Origin of the sequence: Simiduia aestuariiviva (assembly GCF_014192475.1) — a bacterium.
Lineage (GTDB): Bacteria > Pseudomonadota > Gammaproteobacteria > Pseudomonadales > Cellvibrionaceae > Simiduia > Simiduia aestuariiviva.
The window spans coordinates 518,915-537,911 of the sequence record NZ_JACHXZ010000001.1 but is presented as its reverse complement, the minus strand read 5'-3'; the positions used below and the strand labels follow the sequence as shown (position 1 = coordinate 537,911).

At 57.9% G+C, this 18,997-nt stretch carries 11 protein-coding genes; 6 read left to right on the top strand and 5 right to left on the bottom strand.

Features of this window, described 5'->3' with window-relative positions; all coding sequences use genetic code 11:
• The first annotated feature begins 32 nt into the window (after positions 1 to 32).
• The 3 genes from FHS30_RS02555 to FHS30_RS02545 all read left to right on the top strand — a co-directional run bounded on the left by FHS30_RS02555 (position 33) and on the right by FHS30_RS02545 (position 7,849).
• Positions 33 to 365, top strand: coding sequence for a DUF2956 domain-containing protein (locus FHS30_RS02555; protein WP_183907994.1), 333 nt, complete (start codon positions 33 to 35; stop codon positions 363 to 365).
• Positions 366 to 466: 101 nt separating this feature from the next.
• Positions 467 to 2,218 (top strand): hybrid sensor histidine kinase/response regulator, encoded by a 1,752-nt coding sequence (locus FHS30_RS02550; RefSeq protein WP_183907992.1) that lies wholly within the window; start codon positions 467 to 469, stop codon positions 2,216 to 2,218.
• A gap of 54 nt (positions 2,219 to 2,272) precedes the next feature.
• A complete protein-coding gene (locus FHS30_RS02545; RefSeq protein ID WP_183907990.1) occupies positions 2,273 to 7,849 on the top strand; it encodes an alpha/beta fold hydrolase in 5,577 nt (1,858 codons plus the stop codon).
• A 35-nt stretch (positions 7,850 to 7,884) separates the two neighbouring features.
• Here the strand turns inward: FHS30_RS02545 and FHS30_RS02540 are convergent, their stop codons facing one another.
• Together FHS30_RS02540 and FHS30_RS02535 are read right to left on the bottom strand one after the other, a co-directional pair.
• Positions 7,885 to 8,415, bottom strand: coding sequence for a hypothetical protein (locus FHS30_RS02540; RefSeq protein WP_183907988.1), 531 nt, complete (start codon positions 8,413 to 8,415; stop codon positions 7,885 to 7,887).
• Positions 8,369 to 8,929, bottom strand: coding sequence for a lipid-binding SYLF domain-containing protein (locus tag FHS30_RS02535; protein ID WP_183907986.1), 561 nt, complete (start codon positions 8,927 to 8,929; stop codon positions 8,369 to 8,371). The genes FHS30_RS02540 and FHS30_RS02535 overlap by 47 nt, the downstream gene beginning before the upstream one ends.
• Positions 8,930 to 9,060: 131 nt before the next feature.
• Between FHS30_RS02535 and FHS30_RS02530 the strand changes: the two genes are divergently transcribed.
• Positions 9,061 to 13,029 carry an EAL domain-containing protein gene (locus tag FHS30_RS02530; RefSeq protein ID WP_183907984.1) on the top strand — a complete coding sequence of 1,323 codons (3,969 nt, stop codon included), beginning with the start codon at positions 9,061 to 9,063 and terminating at the stop codon, positions 13,027 to 13,029.
• A gap of 8 nt (positions 13,030 to 13,037) precedes the next feature.
• Here FHS30_RS02530 and FHS30_RS02525 read toward each other — a convergent pair whose 3' ends face one another.
• The 3 genes from FHS30_RS02525 to FHS30_RS02515 all read right to left on the bottom strand — a co-directional run bounded on the left by FHS30_RS02525 (position 13,038) and on the right by FHS30_RS02515 (position 16,321).
• Positions 13,038 to 13,676 (bottom strand): hypothetical protein, encoded by a 639-nt coding sequence (locus tag FHS30_RS02525; RefSeq protein WP_183907982.1) that lies wholly within the window; start codon positions 13,674 to 13,676, stop codon positions 13,038 to 13,040.
• 157 nt (positions 13,677 to 13,833) lie between these two features.
• A complete protein-coding gene (locus FHS30_RS02520) occupies positions 13,834 to 15,027 on the bottom strand; it encodes a GAF domain-containing sensor histidine kinase (protein ID WP_183907980.1) in 1,194 nt (397 codons plus the stop codon).
• Between the two features lie 106 nt (positions 15,028 to 15,133).
• Entirely contained in the window at positions 15,134 to 16,321 is a 1,188-nt protein-coding gene (locus tag FHS30_RS02515; protein ID WP_183907978.1) for an MFS transporter, read from the bottom strand.
• Between the two features lie 202 nt (positions 16,322 to 16,523).
• On the opposite strand from FHS30_RS02515, the gene FHS30_RS02510 reads away from it, so the two are divergent.
• Positions 16,524 to 16,748: a FeoA domain-containing protein gene (locus FHS30_RS02510; protein ID WP_183907976.1), complete on the top strand. Its 225-nt coding sequence runs from the start codon at positions 16,524 to 16,526 to the stop codon at positions 16,746 to 16,748.
• A 17-nt stretch (positions 16,749 to 16,765) separates the two neighbouring features.
• A complete protein-coding gene (gene feoB, locus FHS30_RS02505; protein WP_183907974.1) occupies positions 16,766 to 18,850 on the top strand; it encodes a ferrous iron transport protein B in 2,085 nt (694 codons plus the stop codon).
• The last annotated feature ends 147 nt before the right edge of the window (positions 18,851 to 18,997 follow it).

Sequence of the window (18,997 nt, the reverse complement as noted above, 5' to 3'; positions counted from 1 at the left end):
GTTATACTAGCCACCTTTTAGGTAGCCCCAGCATGCGCAAGACCAAGCCCTCTGCGGAAACGCAGCAAGACGCCCAAGCCATGGCCAAGGCCCTGCAGCGGCCCAACCAAACCAAAGAACAAACCAAACTCATCGCCCAAGGCATCCAAAAGGGCATTGAGCAATATAAAAAGCAGCAAAAAGCCAAAGCGCGCGAACGCGATAAGGCCTTAAAAAAGGCCAAGCCCTCGCACTCGTCCACGCCCGCGCAAGCCACCCCCGCCGCGCAGGGAGCTTCCAATGCACTGCCGTGGTGGCTATTGGCGGGGTCTTGGGTGCTGTTTGGGGTCTACGGTGTGTACACCTTGATAGCGAGCGCGAACTAGCTAACCCCGTGACTTTAAAGGCTTGGTACTTTCGGTTAAGCTCGAAAAATTGACCGGTCATCGCCGGTTGCGGTCATGGACACAGAGGCCCACAGACACGCATGGATTCTGCAGCGCGACAAAATAATGAGAATATCACCGCGGAATTAATCCGCATGTTGGCGCAACAAAGCCGCATCACACCGGCGCCCATGCTTGCGGCCCTTGCGGTCATCGCGTTTTTTGCCGCCGATTCCCTGCCCCGCTGGCTGTGGGCTGGCTGGTTTTCCATCGCGGCCATGCTGCTGATCTTTCGCGCCCAGTTTTTGGCGCGCCTGCCTGAGATGACGCAATTCACGCAGCGCCAACAGCTCACGCTCACCCTAGTGATCACATTTTTCAACGGCGTTATGCACGGCGTCCCACTGCTGTATTTCAGCGCTTTTACCGAGCTGGAGCGCGCGGTGATCACCATGATTTTAATGGGCACCAGCTCCATCAATGTATCGACCACCGCAGGCTACCGCCCCATTGCCGTGGCCTACACTCTGCCCACGCTCGGGATGGCGGCAGTCATTTGGGGCCTGCACGGCTGGGCTGCACGACCCGATTGGACCTCCCTATCGGTGGCGGTCTTGATCGTGCTGTATCTGCCGCTACTGATTAGTTTAGCGGGCAATGGTTTTCGCATTTTCGAAAGCTCCTACCGCGAGCGCTTGGTGCAATCGGCGGTGAATACCCAGCTGCAAAATATTCTAGAACAAGCGGAATCGGCATCGTCGGCAAAGACCCGATTTTTGGCCTCGGCCTCACACGATTTGCGCCAGCCTATTCACGCCTTGTCGCTGTTTGGTTCGGCGCTCAGCAAGCGGCCGCTGGACGACGAGTCGCGCGATATTGTCATGCACATGGAAACCGCGCTCAAGGCGCTGGCCTCTCAATTGGATTCACTGTTGGATATTTCCAAGCTCGATGCCGGGGTAGTGAACATCAATCGCCAGACCTTTAACCTGCTTGATATGGCCGAGCGCCTGCAGGTGGAGTTTGGGCCCGCCGCCGAAGAAAAGGGCTTGTCCATTTGGCTCGACTGCTACGTGGACGTGTTTGTCGATACCGATGAACTGTTGTTCGAGCGCATTTTGCGCAATCTGTTGTCGAACGCCATCAAGTACACCGATAGCGGCAAGATTATGTTGTCGATCAACGCCGAAGAAGATTTGGTGACTGTGTCGGTGGTGGACTCCGGGCGCGGCATTCCCAAGGCCGAACAACAACGGGTTTTTGAAGAGTTCTACCAACTTGAAAATCCCGAGCGCGACCGCCGCAAGGGGCTCGGTTTAGGGCTCGCCATCGTCAAGCGATTGGTGAAATTATTAGATCTTAAATTTTCGCTCTATTCGGTGCCGAGCGACGGCACGCGCATCTCACTGACCCTGCCCATTAGCCACGAATGCCCCCAAACTGCCCCGGATCAGCCGAAGGCCATGGCGTCGTGGGAAACCTTGCGGCTGTTAGTGGTAGACGACGAAATGGAAGTGGGCTTGGGCATGCAGGCGCTGCTGGAAACCTTCGGCGCCACCGTCGATGTGGCGGATTCAACAGCGTCGGCGCTGGAATTGGGCCTCGCCAATCGACCCGATATTTTATTGGCCGACTTTCGCCTGCGCGGTGAAGACAACGGCTTGGAAACCATTCGCAATCTGCGCGCGGTCTACCCTAAGTTGCCGGCCATTTTGATCAGCGGCGACACGGCCCCCGACCGCTTGCGCGAGGCCAACGAAGCCGGCATTAAATTGCTTCACAAGCCCGTAGCAGCCCCGATTTTAGAAGATGCCATCGCCGAAGCGTGCAACCTGCAAGTGATGGAAAACTAAGCCAACACCGCGCCGGACGAGGTATGACCCGGCCCACACACAAGGACCGCGCACATGGAACGCGCCAGCCAATGGCTCTCTGAACGCTTCGAAAATTTAGTTCACCAAGCGACCACCAATCAACAACAAATCGAATTTGATCTGGTCATCGTGGGCAGCGGCTATGGCGGTGCAGTGGCCGCCGCGACACTGGCCGGCAGCACGCAAGACGGCAAACCCCTGCGCGTGGCGGTGCTGGAGCGCGGCGATGAATTTCTCGCCGGCATGTTTCCAAAAAATCTCGACGAATTACCCAAGCAGGTGCGCGGCTCAGTGAACAGCAGTGCGCTCGGCGAGCGCCAGGGCCTGTTTGATATTCGCGCCAATGGCGACATGGCCGTGCTCACGGCAAACGGCTTGGGTGGCGGTTCACTGATCAACGCGGGGGTCATGGCCCAACCGCTGCCAGAGGTGTTTGACGGCCGCTGGCCCAGTGAATTGAAACAGGGCGCCGGCTTGGACTTCGAGCGCACCGGTCAATTGTTAGGCGCACTCGACGCCCAGGGCGACCCCAATATCATCGCCCGCTCCGGCAGCTTACCCAAAAAATATACCCAACTTCAGGCCTTAAAACCCGATGCCACTCAGCAGGCCGCCATCACGGTCGCCATGACCGACGGCGACAACCAAGCCGGGGTGGCAATGTCGGCCTGCAAGCAGTGCGGGGACTGCGCCACTGGCTGCAATCACGGCGCGAAAAACTCCTTGGACGTCAATCTACTGGTGCAGGCCAAGCGCCAAGGCGCAGAAATTTATGCCGGTGTCAGCGTGTCGCGGCTGCGCAAGCAATCGGATGGCAGCTGGTGCTTGGCCTGTTACTACACCCACGACAAGTTGCGCGCGGGGCAGCAGGCGCCCATCGAAATTCACGCCCAGCGCGTCATCATCGCCGCCGGCAGTTTGGGGTCCACTGAAATTTTAATGCGCTCGACCAGCGAAGAATTGCAATTTTCGCGCGCGCTGGGCCAACATTTTTCCGGCAACGGCGACGCCATTGCGGTGGGCTTTCAGCAAGATAACGCGGTCAATGCCATCGCCTGGGGCGACACGCGCCCGAGTGATCGCACCGTGGGGCCCACCATCACCGGCATTGTCGACCTGCGCAAATCCGTGGGGTTAATTATCGAAGAAATGGCGGTACCCGCGCCCTTGGCGCGCATTTTTGCCGAGCTCTACACCACCACAAACAGCCTGCACAATTTGAGCGAACCGGATCTCACACCGCACCCGCGCGGCCAACCCACCGACGACCCGCTCTCCCTCAACCGCCGCCAGCTCGGCCACACCGCGCTCTACGCGATCATGGGTAACGACGACGCCGACGGGCAATTGGAATGGCCCGCGGAGCCGAGCGCAAGACAAGATGCCAAAGCGCTGCCGGAGGGCGGCTTGCAGGTGCGCTGGCCGGGCGCACGCAACAAAGACCTGTTTGACACACAAATAGACCAACTGCGCAATCTCACGGGTGGCAGCGTCGGCGGCCGGATTCTCAGCAATCCCGCCTGGAGCCCACTGCCCGACAAATTGGCCGATCTCTTCGATAGCGAGAAGGGCCCACTGTTGACCGTGCATCCCCTGGGCGGTTGCGCCATGGCAGACGAGTGCAAACACGGCGTTGTGGATCACCTCGGCCGGGTCTTTAACGCCGCCCCCGAAGGCGGCTTGCACGAAGGGCTGGTGGTATTGGACGGCGCGATTATGCCCTCCGCTCTGGGCATTAACCCGGCCCTGACCATCGCCGCCGTGGCACTGCGCGCCGCCGAGCAGCTGCGCGACCTATGGCACTGGCAAGCGCACGCCGCCGGTACTGAAGGCTGGCGTCAGCGACCCGTTTGGCGAGATACCGATCACCCGGACACCAGCTGCGACACTCAAATTGAGGTCAATGAACGCTTAAACGGCGCGGTGCAAATAGACACGGCAAACGGTCGGCGCACGCTGATGGCCGAATTGACGCTGTGCTTTGCCCCTAAAGCCGCCGCCGACTATTTTTGGACCACTGGCGAGCAGGATCGTCAGCGCCGCACCGCACAAATCCTCAAATCAAGAGACGGCGAAAATTGCAGCGAGCTGCGCTTGTTCGAACCCGAAGACTGGGACGCGCTCACCAAGAGCAAGGCGAGCGAAGCGGAGATGGCGGCAAAAGCACTGCTCATTGCGCCGATCAGCGGTTCGCTGGAGATCATGCACCGCGCTCAAAGCAGCGCGCGGCAGCGCATATGGCGCGCGGCCTGGGCCTATATCCTCAACCGTGGATTGCGCGATTTTGCCGATGCCATGGCGCTGCGGGTACGCTCCTGGTTTGGCCTGGCGCAGGCGCCAAGGGTCAAACTGCTGCGCAAATTGCGCGATTTGCGCAACCTTGCCAGCCACTCGGGTCAGGTGCGGCTGTTTGAATACGAACTCGCCATTCACCGACCCCTCGACGGTTGGCCCGCGGCGCTATCGCATTTGCACTCGGCCCAAGAGCACCGCATATACGGCGAGAAGCACATCACCTATGCCCGTGCCGCCAATCCCATTCAACAATTGACAGAGTTAGCGCTCACACACTTTCCTGGGCTTGCCAAGCCTACGGTACTGGCCTTTGACAACCGCTACCTGGCCCGGCGCGATAAGCCGCTCCTGCGCATTGTTCAACAGGCCAATTTGGTACGAGGGTTTGCTGACCTCATCTCCTTTCACTGCTTTTTCGTGCGCCTGTTGATCCACACCCACGTGTGGACCTTTCGCAAGCCCGACGCACCCGAGCCGCGTCAACCCAAGCGCTTGGCGGGTCCACTGGCGGGCCTGCCGGAACCCGAAATTCGCGAGCTAGAGGTGGACCGGCTGGACAACGGTTTACCCATTTCAATCCGGCTAACCCGCTATGGCCGGCCCGAAAACTGCGAGACACCGCTGGTGATGTTGCACGGCTACACAGCCTCCAGCACCACCTTTGCTCACCCCGCCATCGACACCAGCGCCGCCGAGTACTTTTACCGCGCGGGCCGCGACGTGTGGCTGGTGGATTTGCGCACCTCCTGTGGTTTGCTGTCGGCCATGTTGCCGTGGCACTTTGAAGACGTGGCCTTCAAGGACATACCGCTCGCCTTCGCCACCGTGCTGGAGGCCACGGGCGCCGAGCAGTGCGACGTTATTGCCCACTGCATGGGCGCCGCCATGCTCAGCATGGCGATACTCCAAGCCCCACCGGCCGGCGCACCCTACTACCAGATGCGCGATCGACTGCCGGCCCGACTCCGGCACGTGGTGCTCAGCCAAGTGGGCCCCAAGGTGTCCTTTTGCCCCGACAACATGACCCGCGGCTACCTGTTAAAAAATGTGCGCCACCTGTTGGGCAACCTGCCCTATCAATTCCGGCCCAGCGAAGCGCCCAAGATGGCCGAATCGGTGCTGGATCGGCTGCTGCAAGCGCTGCCTTATCCGCGCGCAGAATTCTGTCGCGAAAATCCCATACTGCCGGGCCGGCGCGTGCGCTGGTCGTCCACGCGGCGGCGCATCGACGCGCTGTTTGGCCGGGCGTTTGCCCTGCACAACATGTCCGATCGCTTGCTCACCCATATCGATGACATATTTGGCCCCCTGTCTTTGGGCACGCTGGCGCAAACTATTCACTTCGCGCTGCAGGAACAGATCACCAATTTTCAAGGCGAAAACTGCTACGCCACGCGCGAGAACCTGGCCCAACGCTGGCGCTTTAACACCCTTACGCTGCACGCTGAAGACAGCGGCTTGGCCGACGTGGGCACCGCCACGCTCATGGCCAGTGCCATGGCCGATATCGCGGCCGAACTCAACGAAGGCGAATACACTGCGCGGCACCACATCTTTAAGGGGTTTGGCCATCAAGATTTACTGATTGGGCGCGGCAGCCATAAAGTATTCCGCGCAATCGAAGCGTTTTTCAACGACCCGGAGCGCTATAAACAGCCGCTAGAGACCAAGGCCGCGGTGCGCAACACCCCCAAACAGCGGGCCGAATTACCCGCACTTGGACCCGTTATTGGGCCGGCGGCCGAGGGCCGTTTACCCGTGATGCTGGGCGTCGACCCCGCCGGACGGGCGCCGGAATACGTGTTGTTTGTGCGCCTCAATGCGCAGGGTGAGCCCTGCGCGCCATTGGATATGCAAAACCCTTCGCTATCACACAATTACCAACTGCATTTCGCCCATCCCGCCAAACACCAATGGCTTAAATTTTTACTGGTCGAGCACGAGGCTGAACACTGCGCCCAGCGCTGGCTGCCCCTGCTCATTCACGACGACAGCAAGCCCCTGTCGCAACTGACACTGCACGCAAGGCTGCCCGACAACTTACTGGATTTGCTGCACGCGCCGCCGCCCACTGGCTGCGATCCCGTGCTAGTGGCCGAGTGCCTTAAAATACTGCGTGGCTTGCTACCCGCCTGCGTTGAACCGATAGCCGAACAGCTAGCACACCCCCTGCGCCCGCAGCGGGAACTGCACTGGACACTGCCCAAGGACAACCGCATTCGGCTCGCAGTGGCGGCCTGCCAATATCCGGCCATGTTGTTTGATCACGCCTGCGCCTATCGCTCTTACGCCCGTTTAGCCGCGCGCTTGGATCAACCCACAGCGCCCAATCTGTTACTGCTCATTGGCGACCAAGTGTATGTGGACCCCACCGCCGGCATGGCCGATGCCCAAACCTATTTCGAGCGCTATGTGGAGCCCTACCACGAATGGCTCAAACAACCGCCGGTGCAATCGGTGCTGCGTCGATTGCCGAGCTACATGATGCCGGACGACCACGAGATCGCGAACGATTGGGACAACCAGCAGGGGCGCAGCCAACACTACGGGCAATTTACGCCAGCGCGCAGCAGCTACCTGCTGTTTCAGCGCCAATTGAACGTGATGCCAGCCGAGCCGGCGCGCTGCCACCCACTGCCATCGCCCCAAACCGAAGCGCGTAAGTTGCCACTCTGGCAGCAGCGCGAATTTCAGCAACTGGCCCTGTTTCTGGCCGACAGTCGCACCGAGCGCGATGGCCGCACCCCCACCGATGCCCACCGGCCCATGATGTGCGCCGCGCAGTTCAAGGAGCTCAAAGACTGGCTCGCCAAAACGCCGGCGAGCCAGCCCAAGCTGGTGGCCAGCGCCGCGATGTTGCTGCCGCGGCGATTGCGCTCGGCAACGGGGGTGGGCGCCGCCTGTCAGTCCGACGCCTGGGATGGCTATCCGGGTCAATTGATCGAATTGCTGACCTACATTGCCGAACAGCGCATTCAGAATCTGGTGTTTGTGTCGGGCGATGAGCATTTATCCAGTTGCGTAACCCTGACCTTCCGACACCCAGACGCCGTGCAGCGCTGCTTCTCCATTCACAGCTCGGGCCTCAATGCACCGCTGCCCTTTGTGAACACGCGGCCGGAAGAGTTGGCGGGCGATGAGGTCATTCAGCTCCACACGCAAAGCGGACTTGTGCCCTGCGAAATACACACCGACTATTTTCCCGGCGACGGCTTCGCGCTGCTGTCGCTGCAGCAGCAGGGGCAAGGTTGGGAATTAGCCTGTGAATTTGACCGAGAGGGCGCGACCACCGAACCCCTGACGCTCGCTTGGTAGCGTCATAACGGTGGCGTGCACTGGGCAGGCAATCGCTACTCGGCAGCAGGTGTGACGCGCTCATAGAAGCCGTCAAACAGCGACTGCCATTGCTCGCCCTTGCGCACTTGCCAGTGCTGGCGCACCCGCCCATCCGGCTCTTGCGACCAGGTGATGCGATTATCTTGCTCGCCCTCGGGCGCCAAGGTGGTGCCGCTGAGCACCATCTGCCCATCGCTGAAGCCGCCCGACAACAACAGCAAAGTGCCTTGGTTGTCGACCCAGGTTTGGTGCCACTGCTGGCGACTGGCGTCATACAGGGTATAGCTCTGGCCCGTGTAGCCTTTTGGTGTTCGGTATTGCTCGCGCAGTACACAGCCCTGTTCGACCAGCTGAATATTATTGTGGCCCGCCAAATTGCCGTCGGCGGTGCGCACCTCCCACTGTCCCAACCAAAAGTCGAACTGGCGGTGCGCCTCCGATTGACAGGGTGCCCCTAATACGGCGCTCGGCGCCAACAAGCCCCAGAACCAGCCGAGCTTAAATAGGCGAGAAATCGTATTTTTGACCGGCAATTGACGCTTCATACATGAGCCCTCCCTTGGCCACGGTGAGTACGAGTATGCCCTTACTGTAGCTGGCATCCACCTGACGCGTGCGCTCGGCGTTGGAGCCGGTGCTCGCTGTGACGCCCGTGGTACTGGCCGACGCCTGCGCGCTGGCAGTGATAGCCACGGCACTGGCGCCGGCGGCGAATTCAAAGTTGCCCGAGGTAAAGTCGTCGTAGGCGCGTCGATCTTTCAAAAACACCACTTGGCTATAGGCCTGACCGCCCAGCTGCACACCAATGGAGAGCTGCGTCATGCGGGTCGTGCCCACCAGCTGACCCGCGCGATAAACCCGACCTGTGCCATGGGCCGCACCGACGCCAAGACCGCCCTTGGCGATGGTGGGAAACACGGCATAGGCATAGGCACTGGCAAAAAACTTTTGCGCCACGGGCGACTTTTTAAAGGTGGCCACCGTATCTGCAAATTCATCGGCCAAACCCGAGACGGGGCAAAGCATTAGCGTCAACAAACACAAGGATGCAAATCGCATGGAATACTCCCAACGTTAACCATTAATCCGGAGCCCGAGCCTAGAACAATTGCCCGATAAATGCTGTGAACTCGCGGGCAAGCCGGCAATCCTGAGCTAGGCTGTAAGCACTCTATGTTATATACGCGCCCATGAAGATTCGCACGCCCTTGACCCTTGGCATACTCGCTTCGCTGTTGATAGGCGTACTGGCTGGCACCTATACCAGTATCTTCAACCAGCAGCAGGCACAGCGTGAGCTGCAGCAGCTGACCCAACAGGCCGTCAATGAGCTCAACAAGCAAATAATTCAGGTTGATCTAAGGCTGCAGGGGCTGCAAGGTCTGGTGGTTGGCGCCGGACACAACTTCGATCACGCACTCCTGCGCAGCTATCTAACGCGCCACTCGCCGCTGCAAGACTTCCCCACACTGCGTGGCTTTTGCCTTATCCAACCGGTGGCCCCCGAAGACACTGCTGCCTTCGAAGCCAATGCGCAGCGGGATGACCCCAACTTCAAATTTAGGCAGTATGCCCCCTATGAAGGCACTCGTTACCTGCTGACCTTCCTTGAGCCGGCTGAGCGCCTCGGCAATGTGAACGGCTTAGATATGGCATCGGAACCCATGCGCCGGCGCACACTTGAACGAGCGCAGCGCTTGGGCATCGCCCAGCTGACGCCGCCCTTGCACCGCGCCGGCACAAACCTGCCCGCCAGTCCAGACTACCTCCTTGTCCTGCCGGTGTTACTGCCCCCAAATGACGAATTATTTGGTTGGGTCGCCGCGCCGGTGTTCATCAACGACCTATGGGCACAACTTCCAGGGACAGATTTAGTCAACTTTTACCTGCAAGACGGCGACACCTATTTCAGCAGTGCCTCTGCGCACACCCACGCATCGGGCCAGCCCATTGCGCCCGAGGCCAGCAGTAGCCAAGCTAAAAGCCTGTGGCAATCCGCCCCCCTCAAGGCCCGCCATAATGTCGCAATCCTTGGGCGCGCATGGCAACTTCAAGCCGCACCCAAGCCGGCGTTTTTTAGCCAACTCAATCAACGGTCATCGCTCTACGCGGGCTTGATGTCAGCGCTGCTTGGCGCCAGTCTTACGGTGCTATTGGCGTCACTCTATGCGCGTCGGCGCGAGCGCACCGAGCGCATACAAAATCAACAGGAACTCTTGGCGAAACTGATTGATGCCGCCCCGTGCGGCATGATGTTTATCGATCAGGACTACCGCTTTGTTGCCCTCAACCACCAACTCTGTTTGCTCACAGGATTTACCCGTGAAGCCCTAGAGGGGCAATCATTTAATGTGATCATGGGCAAGGACGACAGCGGCCAAAACCTGCTCGACCACAGCCGCCCCAACCCCAGCCTGGCCGCCAAGGGCGTCAATTTCGAAATGATGGCAAAGCGTGCAGACGGCAGCCAATTTCCCGCGGCGGTGGGCTTTTCAACCCTCGCACTGGCCGACCAACGCTATATCGTCGCCACCCTCGACGATATCAGCCACCGCAAAGCCATAGAGGAAAAAATACTCGCCAGCGAAGCCATGTTTCGCAGTCTTGCCAACGCCATGCCACAACACGTTTGGATCGCTGACCAAAAGCACGGGCTCACATTTGTGAGCTCGCGCATGGCTCGCTACTTCGGGCGCGAACTGGAATTACTGCAAATGGAACACTGGCCGGATATTGTTCATCCGGAAGATCTCCCTAGCGTGCAAATAGCTTGGCTCGAGAGCATAAAAAACGGCACCCACTTCGAAGCCGAATGTCGATTGCGACGCGCCGACGGCCAGTATTTCTGGCACATAACACGCGCTTCATCCATTGCCGACCCGAAGGGCAATGGCATGATTTGGTACGGCACCAACACCGACATCAGTGATCACAAACAGGTGCAACTGGAAAGCCAAGCCAACGCCCACAACACGCAGGCTATCATCGACAGTGTGGTGGACGCCCTGATCACCATCGATGGGCGCGGCACTATAACCAGCGTCAACGCCTCAGCCAAGGCGTTGTTCGGTTACAGCGAATCAGAAATGTTGGGTCAAAACGTCAACATCCTCATGCCCGAGCCACACCGCAGCGAACATGATAATTACCTGGCGCGCTACCAGGAAACGGGCAAGAAAAATGTTATCGGTACCGCCCGTCAACTCGAAGGCCGCCACAAAGACGGCAGCCTGTTTAAAATTGAATTGCGCGTGGCCGAAAACATTCACGCCGGGAAACGCTATTTTCTCGGCATGATTCGGGATATTACCGAACGCTTTCACAATGAAAAACTACTCGAATCTCAAGATCATATACTGCGACTAATCGCCCGCAACACAGAGATGCCAATTACGCTGGAAGCGCTCGCCAAAGACATCGAAGCGCTGGCACCCGACATTCGCGCATCCATTTTAGTGGCCGACAAAGCCGGCACGCGCCTGCTGCATGGCGCAGCACCATCACTGCCCGTGGAATATAACGCGGCGATTAATGGCATCGAAATTGGTCCAAAGGTGGGTTCTTGCGGCACCGCAGCTTTTTTCCGCAAGCAAATTATTGTAGAAGACATTGCCAACGATCCACTGTGGAAAGACTATAGAGATTTGGCGCTGGCCCACAACTTGCGCGCCTGTTGGTCCACACCCATTTTCGCCAAAAACGAATTGCTCGGCACCTTTGCCATGTACTTCGATACCGTGCGTCGACCCACCCGATTACATCAACGCATCATCAACATGGCCACCCACGTGGCGTCGCTGGTATTCAGCCACGATCGACGCGAAACGCAAATTCGTCAGCTGGCATTTTTTGATTCACTCACTAGCCTACCCAATCGTGCACTCGGCTTGGACCGATTGTCACGCGCTATCGCCGACGCCCATCGCCGCTCCGAACGACTGGCGGTTATTTTTATCGACCTCGACGGCTTTAAAAATATTAACGACAGCCTGGGCCACCACGTGGGCGACAAGTTACTTCAACAGGCCGGCCTGCGGCTCAACGATTGCGTGCGCGAAAACGATACCGTCGCGCGACTGGGCGGCGATGAATTCTTTGTCATCATCAACGGCACATCGGAAAAAATAGCCGAAGTGGTGACTGACAAAGTTTTGCAAGCCATGAGCGATCAATTTCAAATTGACAACCAAACACTGCACCTATCCTGCTCTATGGGCGTCGCGCTGTTTCCAGCCGACGGTCAAGATGCCAGCACCTTGCTGCGCAATGCCGATGCCGCCATGTACAAAGCCAAAGAGGCCGGTCGCAACACGGTTAAATACTATACCGAGGACATGAATCGGTCAGCCGTTGAACGCATTACGCTAGAACAAGAGATTCGATTAGGCATCGATAACAATGAATTCGAACTCTATTATCAGCCGCGCATCAACAACGCCACCAATACACTCATCGGCCTAGAAGCCTTAGTGCGCTGGCAGCATCCATCGCGCGGTTTCCTGCCGCCCAATGTTTTTATTCCGGTGGCGGAACAATCCGGGTTGATCGTGGCGCTGGGCGATTGGGTTTTGCAGCAAGCCTGTCGGCAATTGAGCGAATGGTTAGCGCAGGGCTGCAACCCCATTTCCGTTTCGGTCAACCTATCGCCCCGACAGTTTCACGACGCGGAGTTGATCGGTAAGGTTAAGCACGCGCTCAGTGCGGCTAACCTACCCCCCAGCCACTTGGAATTGGAAATCACCGAGAGCATGGTGATGGATGAAGGGCCCAACATCATCGCCATTTTGCACGAGCTAAAAAGCGTGGGGGTCAACTTGGCCATCGACGATTTTGGCACCGGCTATTCGAACCTCAGCCGCCTCAAGCACCTGCCCGTGGATGTGTTAAAAATCGACAAGTCTTTCGTGGATGGCATACCCGATGATGTTGATGACGTCGCCATTGCCACCACGATTATTGCCATGGCCCATCACCTGCGATTAAAGATTGTGGCTGAAGGGGTAGAAACTTTTGAACAGCGACGCTTTTTAAGCGACAAGTACTGCGATGAAATGCAAGGCTACTTGTTTGGAAAACCGGAATCCGTGGCGAAAACGGCCGAGTTATTAAAGCTGCCCAAGACTGCCACCGGCTCACCGAGCAAGATAAATACCCGCTAGCTAAACCCTTAGGTTTTCTTGCGCGCTAAATATTTTAGCGCGATTTGCTCACTGCGCGATGCCTTCAACCAGTGGCGCGACGCCTCCACATGGCGCGCCATTTTATCGGCTAGCAAGCCGCGCAACTGTTCCGCCAATAACGCATCCCGATCAAATAGCCGGTCAAAATTCAGTTCGAACAACTGCAAACAGGCGATGTCTTTAATGTAGTGTAAACCGCGTAAGCTGCGCAGCTTTGCCAGCGGTAAAACCTGCTGATTGTGAAGCTTATTGAGGTCCACCAAATCTTCCCAGCTAGCCTGAACAAATTGATTACTACTGGCGTCAAAGGTAGCCAGCTGCGGAAAGTCGGTGTCATCGCTGGGGTCGTAGAAAAGAAAATGGTCGCTGGGGATCAACCAGGATTCGGGCAATTGAAAATGTGTGCCACTCTGCGGATGAATGCGCGGCAATTGGCGCCCGCTATCGGTATCTTCTAGTTTGTATTCCACCACCAATCGGTTGCTGGAACCGGTATGGATAGCAAAGCCGCGCTCCATCACTAGGCAAAACAGCTCGAAATGTTCGTCCAAGGTTTTTTGAGTGAGGTGCGCTGGGCGGCGCGCTTGCGCCAGCAGCGCACTGACACTGGCAGTGAGATCATCCATGCAGGCCACCGTGGCAGCATCCACGAGAACGCACAGGTGTAAGTAAGAGGCTTCGCGCCCCGTATCGCAACAGTCCTTGGTCCCGCATTGCCTTGCCTTTGGGGTTAGTCATCCTGCGGCGCATCATAGCCGTGGCGGCCCAACAAGACAACGATCGTCAATTGGCTCGCGGCAACGAAAAAGTGATTTTGGAGCCACTAGAGCCCACCCGATCCAACCAAATTTCACCGCCCTGCATTTTTACAAAGTCGTAACACAAGCCTAAGCCAATGCCGTGGCCGTATTCGCCATAGGTGCCTAAGTGGCTCTCTACCGGCCCTTTGAAAAGCTGCTCTGCTAACACCGGAGAAATCCCGGGGCCGCGATCGAGCACGCTAATCTCGACCATGGTGCCCACCTCCGCCGCCTGCACTTCGATGGCGCTACCGGGCGGCGAAAATTTTATGGCGTTTGATATGAGGTTTCGGAGCACCACACTCGCCAGCGTGGCGTCTGCGCGCACCTCTAACGCATCCGAGAAATTTTTTCGAAGGGTTTGGTTTTTCACATCCAGGGAGTCTTGCAACAGCTTTTGATCGGCATCCACCATGTGGGATAGCAGTTGCCGGCGCATATTCAGATTGTAGGCGCCCATGCGCTGCAAGGACCACTGCAACAGCTCGTCCAGCAGTTGGTACACGGTCATCGAGGCATTCAAAATTGAATCGGCCATTTCCGTAATGCGCTCTGGCCGCATGACATCAGACTTGCCCGTTAAGCGGCGAGAAAATCCTAAAATACTGTTAAACGGGCCGCGCAAATCGTGGGCGATTACCGAGAAAACCTTTTCGCGATTCTCGTTCATTTTCTGCAAGCTGCGGTTTTTAATGCGCAACTCCAATTGCGACACCACTTGCTTCGCCAAAATTTTTAACGCGCGCGTTTGCTCACCAGTCAAGGATTTGGCGGTCTGGTCAATGACACACAGGGTGCCGAGGGGCAACCCATCGTGCGAGACCAGCGGCGCGCCGGCGTAAAAGCGGATATCGGGCGCGCCGGTCACCAGTGGATTATCCGCAAAGCGATCATCTTTGAGGGCATTATTGACGGTAAACACCTCATCTTGCAGGATCGCATGGGAGCAAAAGGCAATGGACTTGGGTGTTTCTGAGGCCGTCAGCCCCACCCGCGATTTAAACCACTGGCGCTCGTGATCCACCAAACTGATTAACGAAATGGGCGTGCCGCAGATGGTGCTTGCCAGCTCCGTCAATTCATCAAAAGTTTGCTCTGCCTCTGTATCCATAATTTGGAATTGATCCAGCAGGGCCAAGCGTTCACTTTCTCTGGGGTGTTCCGGTGCACTCTTCATGGGGCGGTGGTCCTTAACTGTCCGTACTTATTTAGCACCAGTATAGGCAATAGATAGGATATGCGCGGGCGGACAACCACTTACCTCAGGCTGCGCAGACTTTGGGTCATGGCTGCCATGCTCGGCGGGTGACGTAGGTGAGCATGATACTCACCAAAATACTGATGAGCATGATCAGTGCCATGGCGAGCGGCAATTTCATCGGCAACACCGTCGCCACGCTGCCCAGCAACCCACCCAGACTAAAGCGCACGGTGGTTTCAAAGGCAGTGGCGCTGCCAAAGTAGCGGTCTAAGACGTTGAGAAACATGGCCGAGCCTGAGGGGCCGATCGCTGCACCCGTGCCAATGGCCACCATGATGGTCGCCAACATCAACCACAGCGGCGGTTGCCACGCCAGCGCGGCGGCCACCAACACACTGACCGCCGCTAGCTGCACCCAAACCCCCGTGCGGAATATGCGGGCCGGGGCATGGCGCACCACCAACCATTTACCGAGCCGGTTGCCCAACAATATCGACACCGCAAAGGCACCAAAGGCGTAGGGGAATTCGGCGCCCGACAGACCATAGCTCTCCATGAGCAGCGGGCTAGATACGGTCACAAACACCAAGCCCAACAAGCCACTAAAGCTCAAGCTTAGCGCTTGCCAGCGCGCCAGATACATATCCGACTTGCGAAACTGCCACACATAGCGATATTGGGCCAAGCCGGCGGACAGGGATAGCTGACCGGTTTTGTGCAGGTTGGTTTCGGGCACCGCCATCGCCACCACCAACAGCATCACCACCGCCGCCCCAAACGACAATAAGAAAATACTCTGCCAACCGAGGGGCAGCATGGCCGAGCCCACGATAGGTGCGAGGATAGGCGTCAGCATCACCACGAAAACGATTTGGGCAATCTGAGCGGCCAGCTTCTCGGGCGGGGTCACATCTTTCACGATGGCGGAGGCAGCCACCATGATCAGCCCACCGCCAAAGCCCTGCAGTAATCGCCAACCATTGGCCCACCAGAGATTGCTCGACCACACCAGCAGCAGTGAACTCGCGGTAAACACCAGCAAGCCAATCAACGCCACCGGCCGGCGCCCCTTTTGGTCGGAGATGGCGCCGCCAAGCAGCTGCCCCGCCGCCAGCCCCAGCAAAAAATTACTCACCGTCCAACTCACGGCGGCGGTGGTGACACCCAAGTGTTCGGCAAGCAAGGGCATGGCCGGCAAATAGCTGTCCATCGCCAGTGGCGACAAGGCCACCATAGCGGCGATCACAATCATAAAACGGGTGGAACTCAACGCGCTTACTCCTAAATAGCGTGCCCCAACAATAGCTGGCTGGCCGCTGATAATTGGGCACGGCCAGCCCCAAGCGATAACTAGACCTTGATGTTAGACAAAGAGAAGAACATAATTACGAAAGATAATGGTTCTCATCTTTGTTACCGTGCCACGGCACTGACGAGATGACAATATCACCCAGCCAGTACAGGACGGATTTGTGACATTAGATCAGCTCAATCTTCGCCAATCAGCCCGCGTTGTCGCCGTCAACAGCGACAGCAACGTGCTGCGTAGCCACTGTGCTCAGCTGGGTATCGCCCCCGGCGCCCCCATCGAGGTGCTGCATCGCGCTGTGGGCCGCGGCCCTATGCAAGCCAAGATACAGGGTGCCCTGTATGCAATTCGCCAGGAAGACGCAGCGGCCATTGAAGTCACCGTTTAACCCTTGAAGGCCTCTCTGTGAAACAAATTGCCCTGGTGGGCAGCCCCAATTGTGGCAAAACCACCCTATTTAACGTACTCACAAAATCCAATCAGCGCACGGGCAACTGGGCCGGCGTTACGGTGGAGCAAAAAATTGGCGAATTCAAGCTCGACGGCCAAGCTGTAGAGCTGATCGACCTGCCCGGTGTGCACATGCTCACCGATTGCCCGCTGTCCATCGACGCCAAAATCACCAATGACTACCTGAAGTCCTCCGAACCGGATGCCATTTTATTGGTGCTAGACGCCACCCAACTGCGTCGACAGGCGGAGCTGATTCCCCAAATTATGGCCACTGGCCAGCCCGTGGTCATCGCCCTGAACATGATGGACGCCCTGGCTGACCACGGCTTAGAGCTCAACACCACCGAGCTCAAAGCGTTGCTGGGCGACCGCTTGATTGAAATTTCGGCGGCCAAGGGCACCGGCATTGCGGCCCTCAATAAAGCCCTTGGCAACGCGCTGGCGAGCCAGCCGCTGCCACAAGATGATGCCGGCGCGGTGGATTGCAGCTGCAACCCCCTGCCCCACGAACCGCTATCTCACAGTGGCTTATTGGCGGCCATCGACCGCGCCACCACCTTTACCGGCGAACCCACACTGACCGAACGGATTGACCGCTGGTTGCTGCACCCGGCACTGGCCATCCCCAGCTTTTTGTTGGTGATGTACCTGCTGTTTATGATTTCGGTGCAATTTGGCGCCATTTTCATCGACTTTTTTGACATTTGGCTCGGTAGCTGGGTTGTGGAGGGTCTGCGCTGGGTGCTCTCCTCCCTGCAGGCCCCAGCTTGGCTTATCGCCTTTGTGGCCGACGGCATTGGCGCGGGCGTTCAACTCATCGCCACCTTCATCCCCGTCATTGGCGCACTCTATCTATGTATGAGTTGGCTAGAAGATTCGGGCTATCTGGCCCGCGCCGCCTTTGTTATCGACGGCGTTATGAGTCGCATCGGGCTGCCAGGGCAAGCGTTCATCCCACTCATTGTGGGCTTTGGCTGCAATGTGCCCTCTGTCATGGCGGCGCGTTCGCTCAACTCCATCTCCGCGCGCCTGACCACCATTTTTATCGCACCGTTTATGTCCTGCAGCGCGCGTCTGTCGGTGTATGTGTTTGTGGGCAGTGCGTTTTTCCCCGAGCACGCCGGCCTTGCCATCTTCAGCCTCTACCTGCTCGGCATTATCGTGGCGGTGGGCTCTGCCTGGTTGTTGCGCAAAACCCTGTTTGGTCGATTTCACGAGCCCTCGATTCTAGAGATGCCCTCCTACCGACGCCCCGTTTGGCGCAACGTGTTCACCCAAGCGGGCCACCGGCTACACAGCTTCATGATGCGCGCTGGCAAGCGCATTATGCTGGTTGTCATCGTGCTCTCGTGCTTGGGCGCGGTAAAAACTGACGGCAGCTGGGGCGCACCTGGCAGCCCCGATTCGGCACTCGCCTGGATCGGCAAGAAATTGACCCCCGTGCTGACACCCATCGGCATTGGTGAAGACAACTGGCAAGCCACGCTCGGCTTATTTTCAGGCCTCTTTGCCAAAGAAGTGATGGTCGGCACCATTCAAACCCTGTACACCAATGAAGACGAAAGCGGCGACCTGACCAGCACCGAAATGCCCGACTTTATGGGCGATTTGGGCCTCGCCTTTGGCAGCGTCGCGGACAATGGCAAGGCCCTGTTTGGCATAGAGCCAGAGGCCGAACCCGACGCGGAACTGAATCTCATCGCCAACAGCCCCATCGCCAACCTGTTCCCATCGGCGTGGGCGGCCTTTTGCTTCTTGGCCTTCGTGCTGCTGTATGCGCCCTGCGTTGCCACCTTGGGCGCCATGCAGCGGGAAGCGGGCTCGGGCTGGCTACGCTTCTCTTTGGCCTGGAGTCTGATGCTGTCTTACTGGATCGCCTCCAACCTGTGGCAGCTCAGCCACCTGTTCGAACAACCCCTCTTCGCCAGCCTATGGTTTGTGCTGTCCAGCGCTGTGCTAGCCCTGTTTTACAGCCTGATTGTCAAACGCGTACGCGACAAACACCTCGGCGAAATTCAAGTGGTCAACCTCACTTAAGTAGAAACTACTGCCGCGCAGACTTTGCGCGGCGCAACGTTTAACGTGAAATAACCAGCCCCAACCCAAGCGCCCATTGCCCGGCGCTTGGGCGCAATTGCCGGCCTTGCCAGTAGCGATCTCTACTACACTAGAGTGCACACACTC

Bases quoted from the DNA above. Each gene is read 5' to 3' on its own strand.
- FHS30_RS02555 (WP_183907994.1), top strand. From the start codon at position 33: ATGCGCAAGACCAAGCCCTCTGCGGAAACGCAGCAAGACGCCCAAGCC.
- FHS30_RS02550 (WP_183907992.1), top strand. From the start codon at position 467: ATGGATTCTGCAGCGCGACAAAATAATGAGAATATCACCGCGGAATTA.
- FHS30_RS02545 (WP_183907990.1), top strand. From the start codon at position 2,273: ATGGAACGCGCCAGCCAATGGCTCTCTGAACGCTTCGAAAATTTAGTT.
- FHS30_RS02540 (WP_183907988.1), bottom strand. From the start codon at position 8,415: ATGAAGCGTCAATTGCCGGTCAAAAATACGATTTCTCGCCTATTTAAG.
- FHS30_RS02535 (WP_183907986.1), bottom strand. From the start codon at position 8,929: ATGCGATTTGCATCCTTGTGTTTGTTGACGCTAATGCTTTGCCCCGTC.
- FHS30_RS02530 (WP_183907984.1), top strand. From the start codon at position 9,061: ATGAAGATTCGCACGCCCTTGACCCTTGGCATACTCGCTTCGCTGTTG.
- FHS30_RS02525 (WP_183907982.1), bottom strand. From the start codon at position 13,676: ATGGATGATCTCACTGCCAGTGTCAGTGCGCTGCTGGCGCAAGCGCGC.
- FHS30_RS02520 (WP_183907980.1), bottom strand. From the start codon at position 15,027: ATGAAGAGTGCACCGGAACACCCCAGAGAAAGTGAACGCTTGGCCCTG.